Origin of the sequence: Rothia sp. P5766 (genome assembly GCF_048513555.1) — a bacterium.
Lineage (GTDB): Bacteria > Actinomycetota > Actinomycetes > Actinomycetales > Micrococcaceae > Rothia.
The window spans coordinates 85,695-99,109 of sequence record NZ_JBLXXS010000010.1 but is presented as its reverse complement, the minus strand read 5'-3'; the positions used below and the strand labels follow the sequence as shown (position 1 = coordinate 99,109).

13 protein-coding genes are annotated in these 13,415 nt (G+C 55.9%); 5 read left to right on the top strand and 8 right to left on the bottom strand.

Annotated features, from left to right (window positions below; all coding sequences use genetic code 11):
* Window positions 1–305: 305 nt before the first annotated feature.
* Complete coding sequence (locus tag ACN08V_RS06935) at window positions 306–938, bottom strand: LysE/ArgO family amino acid transporter (protein WP_419105005.1); 633 nt, start codon at window positions 936–938, stop codon at window positions 306–308.
* A gap of 60 nt (window positions 939–998) precedes the next feature.
* Between ACN08V_RS06935 and ACN08V_RS06930 the strand changes: the two genes are divergently transcribed.
* The gene (locus tag ACN08V_RS06930; protein ID WP_419105004.1) at window positions 999–1,913 is read left to right on the top strand and encodes a LysR family transcriptional regulator ArgP; all 915 of its coding nucleotides are present in this window, start codon (window positions 999–1,001) and stop codon (window positions 1,911–1,913) included.
* Window positions 1,914–2,026: 113 nt separating this feature from the next.
* Complete coding sequence (locus ACN08V_RS06925; protein ID WP_419100755.1) at window positions 2,027–2,566, top strand: YceI family protein; 540 nt, start codon at window positions 2,027–2,029, stop codon at window positions 2,564–2,566.
* A 169-nt stretch (window positions 2,567–2,735) separates the two neighbouring features.
* Here ACN08V_RS06925 and ACN08V_RS06920 read toward each other — a convergent pair whose 3' ends face one another.
* A complete protein-coding gene (locus ACN08V_RS06920; protein WP_419100760.1) occupies window positions 2,736–2,924 on the bottom strand; it encodes a hypothetical protein in 189 nt (62 codons plus the stop codon).
* 7 nt (window positions 2,925–2,931) lie between these two features.
* On the bottom strand, window positions 2,932–3,207 hold the full coding sequence (locus tag ACN08V_RS06915) for a cell division protein CrgA (protein ID WP_419100761.1): 276 nt from the start codon (window positions 3,205–3,207) through the stop codon (window positions 2,932–2,934).
* A 127-nt stretch (window positions 3,208–3,334) separates the two neighbouring features.
* On the opposite strand from ACN08V_RS06915, the gene ACN08V_RS06910 reads away from it, so the two are divergent.
* The 3 genes from ACN08V_RS06910 to ACN08V_RS06900 all read left to right on the top strand — a co-directional run bounded on the left by ACN08V_RS06910 (window position 3,335) and on the right by ACN08V_RS06900 (window position 5,017).
* Window positions 3,335–4,120, top strand: coding sequence for a class E sortase (locus ACN08V_RS06910; protein WP_419105003.1), 786 nt, complete (start codon window positions 3,335–3,337; stop codon window positions 4,118–4,120).
* A 25-nt stretch (window positions 4,121–4,145) separates the two neighbouring features.
* Window positions 4,146–4,307, top strand: coding sequence for a hypothetical protein (locus ACN08V_RS06905; protein WP_419100763.1), 162 nt, complete (start codon window positions 4,146–4,148; stop codon window positions 4,305–4,307).
* 68 nt (window positions 4,308–4,375) lie between these two features.
* Window positions 4,376–5,017: an aminodeoxychorismate/anthranilate synthase component II gene (locus ACN08V_RS06900; protein WP_419105002.1), complete on the top strand. Its 642-nt coding sequence runs from the start codon at window positions 4,376–4,378 to the stop codon at window positions 5,015–5,017.
* Between the two features lie 77 nt (window positions 5,018–5,094).
* Here ACN08V_RS06900 and pknB read toward each other — a convergent pair whose 3' ends face one another.
* From pknB to ACN08V_RS06875, 5 genes are read right to left on the bottom strand one after another with little or no spacing between them, the layout of a single operon-like run.
* Window positions 5,095–7,065: a Stk1 family PASTA domain-containing Ser/Thr kinase gene (pknB, locus tag ACN08V_RS06895; RefSeq protein ID WP_419105001.1), complete on the bottom strand. Its 1,971-nt coding sequence runs from the start codon at window positions 7,063–7,065 to the stop codon at window positions 5,095–5,097.
* Between the two features lie 27 nt (window positions 7,066–7,092).
* Window positions 7,093–8,823 carry a protein kinase domain-containing protein gene (locus tag ACN08V_RS06890; RefSeq protein ID WP_419105000.1) on the bottom strand — a complete coding sequence of 577 codons (1,731 nt, stop codon included), beginning with the start codon at window positions 8,821–8,823 and terminating at the stop codon, window positions 7,093–7,095.
* Window positions 8,820–10,262 (bottom strand): peptidoglycan D,D-transpeptidase FtsI family protein, encoded by a 1,443-nt coding sequence (locus tag ACN08V_RS06885; protein ID WP_419104999.1) that lies wholly within the window; start codon window positions 10,260–10,262, stop codon window positions 8,820–8,822. Before ACN08V_RS06885 ends, ACN08V_RS06890 begins: the two co-directional genes overlap by 4 nt.
* Window positions 10,255–11,697 (bottom strand): FtsW/RodA/SpoVE family cell cycle protein, encoded by a 1,443-nt coding sequence (locus ACN08V_RS06880; RefSeq protein WP_419104998.1) that lies wholly within the window; start codon window positions 11,695–11,697, stop codon window positions 10,255–10,257. The genes ACN08V_RS06885 and ACN08V_RS06880 overlap by 8 nt, the downstream gene beginning before the upstream one ends.
* Window positions 11,694–13,412: a PP2C family protein-serine/threonine phosphatase gene (locus ACN08V_RS06875; RefSeq protein WP_419104997.1), complete on the bottom strand. Its 1,719-nt coding sequence runs from the start codon at window positions 13,410–13,412 to the stop codon at window positions 11,694–11,696. The genes ACN08V_RS06880 and ACN08V_RS06875 overlap by 4 nt, the downstream gene beginning before the upstream one ends.
* Window positions 13,413–13,415 lie beyond the last annotated feature (3 nt).

Sequence of the window (13,415 nt, the reverse complement as noted above, 5' to 3'; positions counted from 1 at the left end):
AATAATAACCCCTGGTTATTCAGCGAGGGAGTCTAGAGCTAACGCTCTAGACTCCCTCGCTTTTTCATGCCCCAAATTCCTGCCTGCTCAAAAAATAAGGTAAAACACCGCACATCTGGCCGATCATAAAGTTCCCTCCACCGCCTACTCTGCGCCCAAAGGGTTACTTCTTCTGAAGGCTACTGCTGGTTCTCTGTGCCCCTAGAAACAGAAGAAGAGCCACATAATGTAGAAAAGTCGGTAACCAAGGGTGCAGGCTAGAAACCTCTGGTTCCCCCATAAAGGGCAAGCATGAATGTCTATTTTTACGCACTAAAGATAATCTGGTAGGCCAGGAAGAACATGAGTGCCGCAATACCGGCATCGAGTACACGCCAGGCCTTAGGGTTAGCAAAGACGGAGCGAAGAAAGCGGCTACAGGAGGCTAAGAAGGTGAACCAAAGGACGCTCCCCGCGACAGCTCCGGCATAGAAGAACCAGCGGCTATCTCCCTGCTGGGCCGCAAGACCACCGATAAATACAATGGTGTCGAGGTAGGTGTGAGGGTTAAGGTAGGTCATGGCAGCAGCAAGTAGCAGAGCCTTGGCCAGGGTCTGCGGGCCTGATTCCTTGCTCGTGACTGTCAGCATAGAAGGGCATAGAGCCCGCCGAGCAGCGAAAAGGCCATAGACAACTAGGAAGAGCCCACCGCCCCAGCGTAGAACTTCAAGAACCCATACGGCAGAATCAGCCAGGGCACCCATACCAAGAACGCCCAGCCCAATGAGCAGGGCATCAGAGAAAATGCAGAACAGGGCGATAGGCCAGATAAAACGGCCAATAATACCCTGCTTGAGGATATAGGCATTCTGCGCCCCAATAGCCACAATGAGAGAGAGGGACGTCCCCAACCCCATAAGCACGGGTGCTAAAAAATTTGCTGCTACCACGCAACCCATCGTAGGTGACCTCAACCAATAAAGCCATCTAATGAAAATTAAATAGCATAAGATTTACTTATGATACGTTTTACTACCGACCAGCTACAAACCTTTGTCACCGTCATTGAATATGGGACCTTTGAGGCCGCCGCAGACATTCTTGGGGTCAGTGCTTCTGCTATTTCACAGCGTGTGAAAGCTATGGAACAGCTCGCCGGTAAAGTCCTTCTCAAGCGAACTAACCCTGTTGTTGCTACCGAGGCGGGCCAGAGCGTTTTGCGGGTGGCGCGCCAGAGCGAGTTCCTGCATACCGAAATGATGCGTGAACTCGGTGGCGCTGAAGGTTCCCAGAGCGTAGCTGTGGCTGTCAATGCAGACTCTTTAGCTACCTGGTTTCTCAGTGCGGTGGGGGAGCTGGCTACCGAGGACCGGATCTTTTGCGACGTTCGCCGGGAAGCTGAATATCACTCATCTGCCCTCTTGCGTTCTGGTGAGGTAATGGCAGCGCTTACCTCCAACCCGGAACCCATCCCAGGGTGTGCCGTCGAGCGGCTCGGGGTGCTGCGCTATCGGGTAGTGGCTTCGCGCGCCTATATTGACCGTCATTTCCCGGATTACCCGGCAGTTACTGTAGAACAGTTGGGCCTTGCCCCTCTTGTGGAATTTGATCGTAAGGATTTTGGCCTTGCTTCGGCGCAAGAACTGCTCCTTGACCGGTTTGGATTGGGGCGGCAGGAATTACTTACCCCTCCTGTTATCTACCTGCCCAGCTCCCCGGACTATGTTAGAGCTGTGCTTTCGGGTATGGCCTGGGGGATCATTCCGGAGGTTCAGTGTGTTCGTGAGCTGGAGAATGGTGAGCTGGTGGAGCTGGCTGCAGAGCCGGTTGATGTGCCCCTCTATTGGCAGCACTGGAAGATTAGTTCACCTGTCTTGGAGAGATTAGGTGAGCGCGTGTATTCTGCGGCTTCTCGGGAGGGTGTTCTGAGGTAGAAGTGCTGCTGTAAAAAATTTTCTGTCTAAAGCAGTCGGTGGCTTTGTATTCCTAAAACTTTACATGTAAAGTAAATGGTGTTGAAAGAAAACACCTAGACAAGGAGAAAATCATGGCAGAACTGACCACCGGCACATGGAACTACGATGCAACCCATTCAGAAGTCGGTTTCACCGTCCGCCACGCAGGTATCACCAAGGTGCGCGGCAGCTTTAGCCAGGTTGAAGCAGAGCTCACCATCGCTGAAAACATTGCAGAATCAACCGTAGAAGCTACCGTAGGCATGGACTCCGTTAGCACCGGTAACGCAGACCGCGACGGCCACCTGCGCGGCGCTGACTTCTTCGACGCAGAAAACCACCCCGAGATGACCTTCACCTCCACTTCCTTTGAGCTTGACGGTCAAGACCTCACCATCGCTGGCAATCTCACCATCAAGGGTGAGACCCGCCCTGTCACCTTCACCGGCGAATTCACCGGTGCCGTTGTTGACGCCTTCGGTGCCACCCGCGCTGGTGCTTCGGTAACCACCACCATCTCCCGCAAGGACTTCGGTATTACCTGGAACGCCGCTGTAGAAGCTGGCGGAGTGCTTGTTTCCGATAAGGTGGTCATCAACCTGGATGTCGCCTTCATCGCCCCCGAGTCCTAAAGACTCCCGGCACAAGAGCGTCGACGAGAACACTGTGTGTCATGTGGTCCTGCCCTCTGCTACCGTAAGGTAGCGGAGAGCAGGCCTTTTTAGTATGCACAGAAAAACTCCGCCCCGCCCTCTCAGGGCAGAAACGGAGTTCTTCTAAACCTGTTTTCTAAGCCAGGCGCTAAGAGCCGGTTACAGCCTGCCAGGCAAAATAAAGAGCGATAGCGGCTACCACGCCAAAGAGCGCCCAACGCCGCAACTTAGTCTCAAATCGAGCAGCCCTTATATCGGGGCGCTCATCTAAGGGCTCGTTCGGGTCAACAGGGGCAAGATTAGCGGGATTCGTGACCTCAGGTTTCTTATCAGCCACGCTCAACCTAACGCCAGCGAGTCGTCATCATTAGGCCAATCATCATCAGCCCGATACCGATACCAATATTCCAGTTGCCGATACCCGGAACAGGGTACAGAGACTGGGTGATATAGAAAACGATAATCCACAGCACACCCAGAATAATCAGGGAGAACATAATCACCCGGTACCAGAGCGGCGTAGGTGAGGGAAACTCCTCATCGCTATACATAGACTCAGCGATGCGGCGAAGCTCCGCCTCTTCAAGATCCTCATCGCGGATTGACTTAGACTCAGCCACATTTCCTCCAGTAGGGGGTGCCCCAGCAGTTGACAATAAAGTACGGTCACAACGATTTTAGCTCTAGCACCATAAAAAGTTCTAACATTGTAACGGTACACCCCTTTCGACCTGCCGAGGTACAACCTTGACTTCAAAGTCAGCACCCCAAACGTCACCCCGCCCCCAAGCGGCAGCTCAAGGTACCCCGCTGCAACTGACACTCTCGGTCGTGGGTGAGCTCCTTATTACCCTCGGACTCATCTTGCTTCTCTTCGTGGCCTGGCAACTCTGGTGGACCAACCTGGCCGCCAACCGGATCCAGGGCGATACCGTCCAAGGGCTAATTCAAGAATTCAACCCGACCACTACACCAGACTCCGCCAAAACAGCAGAAATACCCGCCTACGACCCAGCCAACCCGACGCTCACCCTATCTCCCAGCTATGGACAAGCTTACGGAGTGGTCTATATCCCTAGGCTGGGTGCCGACTATACCCGCCCCCTGGCAGAGGGAGTAGGCAGCGACGTGCTCGACACTCTCGGACTAGGGCACTACCCCGAAAGCCAGGCGCTCGGGGCCTACGGAAACTTCGCCCTCGCAGGGCACCGGCAAACCAACGGTGCTGTTCTTGACCACATCGACCAACTCCAAACCGGAGACAACATCTATATCCGTACTGCCGAAGGCTACTACACCTACCGGGTCTACCAGTCACAGATCGTCCTCCCCAGCCAGGTAGAGGTTATAGCCCCCAACCCAGACCAGCTAGAAGCCCCCGTCGAAGAAGCCACCCGCCGCCTCCTCACCCTCACCAGCTGCCACCCGCGCTACGGCAGCACCGAACGCTACATCGTCCACGCAGAATTCGTCAGCTGGCAACCCAACCAGGCCGGACCCCCCGCCGAAATCGCCTCTGTTGCCGGCTCCTAAAAACTGACCCGAAAGACACACCACCATGTACGCCTGGATTTTCCGCCACCTGCCCGGCCCCCTCTGGGTCCGTATCATCACTGCCATCGCGCTCATCTGCTTGGCCGTTTACGGGCTCATGGAATACGTCTTCCCCTACCTTGCTCATTACAGCCCCTTCGGCACCGAGGTGACCATAGGGAACTAACCCCCCCACCCCGGCAGGCCAAAACCTGCCTGCGATAGAATCAAGGCAGCATCACGAAAGGGCGCACCATGACCAAAATCCTCGTTATCGATAACTACGACAGTTTTGTCTTCACCCTGGTCGGCTATATCCAGCAACTCGGTGCCGAAACCACCGTCATCCGCAACGACGAGCTCACCCTCGAACAAACCATCACCCTCGCCCAAGAGCACGACGGTCTACTTATCTCGCCCGGGCCCGGTGCCCCCGCCGAAGCCGGAGTCATCATCGACACCATCACCTGGGCCGCCCAAGAACACAAACCCCTCCTTGGGGTCTGTCTGGGGCATCAAGCGATCGCAGAAGCCTTCGGCGGAGTTGTCAGCCACGCCCCCGAACTAATGCACGGCAAGACCTCCCAACTCGTCCACACCGGCCAGTCAGTCTTCAAAGGCCTACCCAGCTCCTTTACCGCTACCCGCTACCACTCCCTGGCTGTAGAACCCGATACCCTGCCGCAGGAACTCGAGGTTACCTCCAGTACCGATAAGGGAATCATCATGGGCCTACGCCACAAGCAAGCACCCATGCACGGTGTCCAGTTCCACCCCGAATCCGTGCTCACTGAAGGCGGCTACCTCATGCTGGGTAACTGGCTCGAAGAAGTAGGACTAGAAGGCGCCGCCGCCAAGGGAGCAGCCCTCTCACCCCTTATCGAAGGCAACGCCTAATACACCCAGCTCATATCAGTAAGCCTCCCTCCCCGCAACTGGGGAGGGAGGCTTCTTACTGATATAGACCCTCTGGCTTACTCTTTGTCCTTATTGCTACTACTAGTGCTAGGCGCAGGCCTTGGAGCTGCACTCGAAGAGCTAGGCGACGGTGACGCAGCAGGCTGAGTAGTTGCAGCAGGCTGGCTAGTTGCAGCAGCCGTAGGCGCAGGCGCAACCGTAGGTGCCGGAGCAACTGCAACACGGATAGTAATCGTTGAGCCCTGCTCCACCAGCGTGCCAGGCGCCGCACTCTGCGACACAACGGTACCCGCAGGCTGAGCAGACGTCGTGACGGTTTCAATGTTGGTGCTCAGAAGCGTATCGGCAGAAGTAAGAGCCGCAATAGCCGCATCCCTGCTCAAACCAACCAGGCTAGGAACCTCTACCTTGCCATTCGACAGAATAATATCAACGGTTGACCCAGCATCGGCCTGCGCACCAGACTCAGGAGTAACCCCAATAACCATGCCAGCAGGAATAGTCGGGCTATTGACTGTAGTTGTACGGCCAGGAACAAAGCCAGCGGCCGTCAGAGTCTCACGGACATACTGCTCACTCTGGCCCTCCAAATTACCGGGAATCATCAGAACCGAAGGACCAGAAGACACCGTAACCACAATCTCGGTACCTTCCTCAGCCTCAAGCCCGGTCACAGGAGAAGTCTTAATAACAGAACCCTTCGGGATACTGTCAGAATGCTCCTCCTCAAACTTAAGAACATAGTTGAGGTTGCGAAGCTGAGTCTCAGCTTCCTCCTTGGTCTGGCCCTGAACAGCCGGGATCACATGCGTAGGAACCTTATTGAGCTCAGCCTGGTAGTAGAGCACAGAGCCCACACCAAAGGCCGCAAGGAAGATAATTAGCAGAGTGGTAAGAGCCTTACCCCACGCACTCCTACGACGCTTCTTACGCGCCTTAAGGGCATCCTCGCCGTAGCCGTACCCGTACAGCTCCTCATCGGTGAACTCTTCTTGCGCTGAGTCAAAGAAGCTGCCAAGACCGGCTTCCTCCGTCTCACGCTTATGATCAGGCAGAGCAGCCGCGCTCGCAAGGGTAGTGCCCAGGCCAGCGGCACTAAAAGCGGCGGTAGCCTCGGTGGGGTCCTGGAGATCAAACGGAACGGTTGCCCCATCGGTTGACTTGAGAGCTTCAGCAAATTCTGCGGCGCTCTGGTAGCGGTCCGCTGGATTCTTGCTCAGGCCCTTGAGAACAACCTGATCCAAAGCTGGCGAAATTTCCGCAGCATAGGTACTGGGAGGCTGAGGGGCTTCACTCAGGTGCTTACCCGCCAGCTCGACATTCGTGGGAGCATCAAAGGGTGAGCAGCCTGCAAGCATCTCATAGACCACACAGGCGGCAGAATAGACATCGCTACGGGCGTCAGCTGTCTGGCCGCGAGCCTGCTCAGGAGAGATATAACGTGCTGTACCCATGACGGTGTTAGCCTTAGTAATCGCGTCACTGGCCTCTTCAGCCGCGCGAGCGATACCGAAGTCCATCACCTTGATCTGGGAGGGCTCCCCAAGCTGCTTATCCTCATCGGTCTGCGGAAGAATCATCACATTAGCTGGCTTGATATCGCGGTGGATAATTCCGGCGCTGTGGCTGTACTCCAAAGCCTCCAGAATCTGCACACCGTAAGCAAGAGCCAGGGCCTGATCAACGTCACCGTTTGAGATTGCCTCATGCAGGGTTGTGCCCTGAACAAGCTCCATCACCATAAAAGGAACTGATACTTGGCTACTTCCTGACTGGATATCAAAAGCCCCGGTATCGTACACGGCCACAATGGAGCGATGGTTGAGAGCTGCAACAGCCTCCGCTTCACGCTGGAAGCGAGCACGGAAAATAGCGTCCTGAGCGTGCTCAGTCCGCAGAACCTTCAGCGCAACCTTTCGACCCAGACGAGTATCAACCGCTTCGTAGACAGTTGCCATTGCGCCGGAGCCGATAACGGCCCCAACCTCGTAACGCTGATCGATAGTTTCAGGAACCTGCTGGTCCATGTAGTCACCTATCATTTCCGGTGGAATCTAGTTGCCGGTTCCGGTGTCACTCGATGAGTTTGACCCGGAATCGTTATTATCTGACGGGGCGCTGGTTGAAGCGCTCGGGGAAGCTGTGGTGCTGGCCGGGGCCTTAGCCACATAGACATCAACACTGCTGCCGACCTCAACGCGTGAGCTTGAGGTGGGGGAAGTGCGCAACACGGTGCCTTCCTGGGCGCTACTGCTCTCTTCAAAGTGAATCTGAACATTGACACCCAGGGTGGTAATCGCCGCGATTGCATCTTCCGAGTTTGTACCCTCCAGATTACTGGGTAGGGTCACAGATTTGGGCCCTGTAGAGTACTGAACGGTGATGGTTTCGCCCACTTTCACACTACCGGTTGGTGATACCGAGAGTACAGTATCAACCGCAGCGTCGGAGGTAACACCTGTGGTCCGTGTGGAGAACCCCATTCCTGCCAGCTGGTTGACTACCTCATCGAGGGCACGGCCTTCAAAGTCAGCAGAAGTGATTTCAACGCGGGTGTCTTGCTGAGTCGTTGTTTCGGTGCCGGGGGTAGGCGAAGCGCTTACCGTAGACACCGTTCCCGACGCCGTTGGCTTGGGGGTATCGGTCACCTGAGGCTGGCTGTTGTTAAAGACCACAAACCAGACAACGCCCGCAATGAGCAGTAAGGCCAAAACCAAGGAGACCCAACCCCAGGGGTTCTTTTTCTTCTGCTCCACAGCCCGCGGCGGGTAGCCACCGGGTGGCAGGGGGGCGGCACTGGGAACACGGGCCGTTGTGGGCTCAGGCTCATAGCGGACACCAGAACCAAACCGTGCCGCTGCGGAGGTGACACTCGTGGGTGCAGTCATCACCTGTGTTGCTTGAGTATCAGCACCCTGAGGGAGGAAATGCCCTAGGGGCGGTACAGCCTTAACAGCCGCAGGAATATCCCGCCGTCTAATCGCATCAATGGCTGAGGCCAGAGCGGTGGCGGTTTCAGGGCGGTCGGCGGGGTCCTTAGAGAGCAGGCACATAATCAGTGCTGCCGCTGGTGCAGGTACGTCCTGCGGTAGCGGTGGCGGAGGATCGTTTACCTGGGCAAGAGCAATAGCAATCTGTGACTCGCCAGTAAAGGGGCGACGGCCCGCCAAGCACTCGTAGCCGATAATACCCAGGGAGTACATATCGGAAGACTGCGTAGCCTGCTGGCCGGTAGCCTGCTCAGGAGCGAGGTACTGGGCGGTGCCCATAACCTGGCCGGTTGCGGTCAGAGGTACCTGGTCAGCCAGTCGGGCAATACCGAAGTCGGTAACCTTAACACGCTCATCGGGGGTGATAATCAGGTTGCCCGGTTTGACGTCACGGTGAACCAAGCCCTGCGCGTGGGCTGCGGCCAGAGCGCGGGCAGTCTGCGCCATGATGTTGAGGATACGGTCAGCCGGGAGCTGCTTATCGCGCTCAATAATGTTAGAAAGCGGTTCGCCCGGCACCAGTTCCATGACCAGGTAGGCAGAGCCGTCTTCTTCGCCGTAGTCAAAGACGTTAGCGACACCGGGGTGATTGAGCAGGGCGGTGTGGCGCGCCTCGGCACGGAACCGCTCTAGGAAACCGGGATCGCCAGTATATTCCTCTTTCAGAATTTTAACGGCGACGGTGCGGCCTAGAACCTTATCGCGCGCCTTCCAGACCTCGCCCATACCGCCAATAGCGATACGCTCAGTCAGGGTGTAGCGACCACCGAGAGTCACATCTACCGAAGGCCTCACTTCTTTAACACCGCCTCAAAAAGTTGTTTACCTGCGGGAGCAGCAAGCTGCGCCCCTATTGTGACGTCTACACCTTCATAGACTACCGCGATAGCGACCTGCGGGTCGTCCGCCGGCGCGAAACCCGTGAACCAGGAATTATTTAAGCCGCTATCACCGATCTCAGCAGTTCCCGTTTTACCCGCAACCTTGACACCGTTCACGGAAGCCGCCGAGGCGATACCGTTATCAACATCGTTAACCATCCAATCGGTAACCTGGTTGGCGACATCCGCTGAAGTCGATCTTTTTAGCTCCTCAGCGGAGAACTCGTAGAGCGAACTCAGGTTGTGGGATTTAACCGACCGAATCAGGTTAGGTTTCATTTGCACACCGTCATTAGCAATCGCGGCACTCATCATGGCAACCTGCAAAGGGGTGGTCTTCACATCGTACTGTCCAATTGCCGCCTGTGCTAGCTGGCTTTTCTCCATGTTGGTGGGGAAGACAGACTGGGAAACAGGCAAGGGAATCCGTAGGTCTTGGCCGTACCCAAAGTTCTTAGCTGTCTGCGCGATTGTATCCTCACCCAGGTCCATAGCAATCTGCGCAAAAGGAGTGTTGCAGGACTGTGCTAACGCCCACTCTATAGTGGCAGTGGTTTGGGTTGAGCACTGACCACCTACATAGTTAGGCAGAGTGACGTTGGTATTGGGCAAGGTGAGGTTCTGGGGGTTATCAATCACAGAATTTGCATCGTATTTACCCGACTCCAGGGCGGCTACAGCATCAATAATTTTGAAGGTAGAACCGGGCGCGTAGGTATCACCGGCAATAGCTCGGTTATAGAGCGGGTGGTTGGAGTCCTCATTTAAGGTCGCATACTGGGCCAGCACCGACTCAGAATTATGGGAGGAAAGAGCATTGGGGTCATAGGAGGGAGTTGACACCATAGCCAGAATTTCACCGGTCTTGGGGTTCAGAGCCACGATTGCACCTTTATGACCGTCCAAGAGGGTATAGGCCAACTGCTGAAGTTCCGGGTCGATAGTAAGCTCAACACTTGCCCCCTGGGAAGATCCCCCGGTAAACATCTGGGCTAGACGATCGTAGAACTGGGCATCGGAGTTACCCGTGAGCTGCTCGTTCATTGCTGACTCAAGGCCGGTCGCCCCATAGATCGAGGAATAGTATCCAGTGATTCCGGCGTAAAGCTCAGGGGCAGAGTAGGTACGCTGGAAAGCGTAGCCATCATTCGACTCAACCGATGAAGCGATATCGACACCGTTCACCACGATAGAACCACGCTGCGAGCCGTAACTTTCGTAGAGGGTACGGGAGTTCCAGGCGTTGGCCTGCAAACTCTTGGCGTCAAAGAACTGGATGTAGGTCAAAGTGCCTAAGAGAAGTACAAAGACACACGAGGCGGCTATCCAGGCCCTACGGATTGCTTTATTCACCGCGAGAACCTCCTGCCCGGTTGCTTTCAGAGATACGAGATATGACGGCGGTAGCCCCTTCAGCTTCACGACCGTCGTAGTTGATGCTATCTGCTTCGTCGAAGGCCTCGACCACATGGGGGGCGCGAGCAGTATGGGAAATAGCTAGCAAAATAGCGACAATAACCCAGTTAGAGAGAAGGGAGGAGCCGCCGGCTGACATGAAAGGTGTCGTCAGGCCGGTCAGCGGAATCAGGCGGGTCACACCGCCGATGACGACAAAAAGCTGAATAACGATGAGTGCTGAGAAACCAGAGGCCAGCAGCTTACCGAAAGCATCACGCGTTCCCAAGGCTGCGCGAAAGCCGCGAGAGACCAGCAACAAGAAAAGCATGAGAATAGCGCCCAGACCCAGGAGACCCAGCTCCTCACCCAACGCTGTGATAATCATGTCTGAGTTGGAATAGGAGACCAGATCAGGGCGCCCATTGCCCCAGCCCCGCCCAAAGAGGCCGCCCGAGGCTAGCCCGAACAGGCCCTGGACGATCTGCCCGGAACCGCCCAGCGGCTGGTTATAAATCTCGGGGTCAAAGGCATGAACCCAGGAGTTAATTCGGTAGTAGACGTGGGAGATGTAGGTATAGGCTAGGAAGCCACCTGCCGCTACGAAGAGCAACCCCAGCGCAACCCAGGTTAGGCGTCCGGTGGCTAGGAAGAGCATTGCCAAGAAGATGCCGAAGAAGAGGATAGCGGAACCCAAATCACGCTGGAAGACCAGAACACCCAAAGAAACAAGCCAGGCTATCATCATGGGTGCCATATCTTTGAAGCGGGGTAGGCGCACTGGCCCAATCTTCTTACCCGCCAGCATGATGAGATCCCGGTGGGCTGAGAGATAACCGGCGAAGAATATAGCCAGCGTAATTTTAGCGATTTCGCCGGGCTGGAAGGTACGCCCACCGACCGAGATCCAAATACGAGCGCCGTTAATCTCGGTTCCAATAAGTGGCAGCAAGGGAAGGATGAGCAAGACCAAAGATACCGTGAGAGAGATATAGGTGACCTTGCGGAGTACCCTATGGTCCCGCAGGAAAAACAGGATGATGGCAGAAACTACCATGGCCAGGCCGGTCCACATGAGCTGAGTTGAGCCAGCATTCGCCGGGGTAGTGAGGTCAATGCGGTAAATCATGGCTAACCCCAGGCCGTTGAGAGCAACCGCAATAGGCAGGATAAAGGGGTCAGCATAGCGAGCCCGAATGTACATCACAGTGTGCAGTATCAGGGCACCAATACCCTGGATAATCAGCGCCTGAAGCCACATACGATTGGCCAGCACCGCTTCTGCATCAACCAGGTACATGGCAGCAGGGCAGAGCAAAACTGCAAGAGCCGTCAGCACGAACTCGGTGAAACGGCGGGAGCGGGGCACATCGACCGGTTTGGGTGCGCTCACTGGTTACCTCCTTGTCCGGGACTAGCTGTTGGCGATGCAGACGGGATAGGCGCAGAGGCCGATGCACTCGGTGAAGCGGTAGTTACCGACCCAGGCTCCACCTCAGAGGGAACCTGCTCCCGAAGATTTTTTACAATCTGTTCGGCATCAGCCTGATTCCTTGCAGTAATCGTGCTGGTGAGCCTGGTCTGCGAATGTTCGGGCAGAGAACTGACCTCAATATCAGTTTCCTCAACCACAGAGTGAAGAGTGATAGGCCCAAGGGTCTGGTTAATACCGTTAAAGACCGCGACGTGGTTGTCTTTAACCCCCACGTAGTACTGTTCACCGGTCCAGGCGACAAAGCTCCAGACAGTAGCAAGAGCGACAGCCAGGGTTAGTACAACCACAAAAATGCGCATGGGCCAGCGGTGGGGAGAAGGTTCCACCAGATTACTGAGGGCAGCCCGGTACTCCTCGGGTAGCTCAGCGGGCTCCACAGACTGGTCCTCTGCCGGATGCGACAGAGTGCTCAGCGTTTTCGCTGTTCGCGCGGTAACAGCCGGAATCATGCCGGTCTGGGTAGCGTTCGCAGCTGATCCCACCAGGTCATGGGGGCGCTCAGAAAGTTCCTGACGAAGAATAGAAGCGGGGGTCGGCACATCCTCGGCACCATCAGTTACCGGGTGCGAAGTATCCACGCCGGCTTTAACGCTCATAGTATTGAGCACGCCGTCTGTAAAGGACTCACCACGCCACTTACCATGACGCAGGGCGTTGTGTACCTTAGCGTGCTGCGGCATCCGCCGCCGCCAAGGAGCCTGATGGCGAGAACTGCCCCCGTTGATACTGTCATCGGTGTCTACGTTTGTTTCTTCGACGGTTTGCTCAGATAGCTGAACACCAGATTCCTGCTCAAGGGTGGGATGAACACCCACAAGCTTGCCGTCAGCCCCGTACTTACGCACCGGAATAATCGGTTGCGGTGCAGTGACCGCCGCCGACAGGGAGTCCTCATTAATGACCGATAGGGCGACAACGGTGACATTATCGGGGGCACCGCGCTCTAGGGTCATATCAACCAGCACATCAACCATCTGGCGCAGGTCACCGGTTGACCGCATAACAGCCTCAATCTCCTGGACTGAGACCACAGCATCCAGCCCATCGGAACTCAAGAGCCACTTCTCGCCCACCTGGGCATCTAAAGTGCGAAGCTCCAGCTCAGGGGAGGCATCGACATCGCCCAAGACGCGCATAATCACATTCTTGTGCGGGTGAAGCTCAGCCTCATCGGGGCTAATCCGCCCCTCCTGCACAAGACGTTGAACAAAAGTGTGGTCGGTCGTGATCTGCTCAAAAATGCCGTCACGCAAACGGTAGGCCCGCGAGTCGCCGATATGAGCCATCTCAATCTGGTCACCGTCAATCAGCAAGGCCGTGCAGGTGGTCCCCATGCCGGCCAGCCGAGGGTTGAGGCCCACTAGCTCATTCATGATGATATTGGCGTTCACAATCTCATCGGCCAGGTAGATTCCGGCATTGCCCTCAAAACCTGCACGGTCAAGCGGAGCCAAATCGAGGACCGTAGTAGCAGATGCGACATCGCCACCAACATGGCCGCCCATACCGTCGGCAACTACCGCTAGGTAGTGCCCGGCGTAGCCGGAGTCATCGTTCTTAGAGCGCACACGACCCACATCGGATCGAGCCGCAAAACGGAAAGCGATACTCATTAA

Excerpts from the sequence above, each read along its gene's own strand:
- ACN08V_RS06935 (WP_419105005.1), bottom strand. The coding sequence starts at position 938 with ATGGGTTGCGTGGTAGCAGCAAATTTTTTAGCACCCGTGCTTATGGGG.
- ACN08V_RS06930 (WP_419105004.1), top strand. The coding sequence starts at position 999 with ATGATACGTTTTACTACCGACCAGCTACAAACCTTTGTCACCGTCATT.
- ACN08V_RS06925 (WP_419100755.1), top strand. The coding sequence starts at position 2,027 with ATGGCAGAACTGACCACCGGCACATGGAACTACGATGCAACCCATTCA.
- ACN08V_RS06905 (WP_419100763.1), top strand. The coding sequence starts at position 4,146 with ATGTACGCCTGGATTTTCCGCCACCTGCCCGGCCCCCTCTGGGTCCGT.
- ACN08V_RS06900 (WP_419105002.1), top strand. The coding sequence starts at position 4,376 with ATGACCAAAATCCTCGTTATCGATAACTACGACAGTTTTGTCTTCACC.
- pknB (WP_419105001.1), bottom strand. The coding sequence starts at position 7,065 with ATGGACCAGCAGGTTCCTGAAACTATCGATCAGCGTTACGAGGTTGGG.
- ACN08V_RS06875 (WP_419104997.1), bottom strand. The coding sequence starts at position 13,412 with ATGAGTATCGCTTTCCGTTTTGCGGCTCGATCCGATGTGGGTCGTGTG.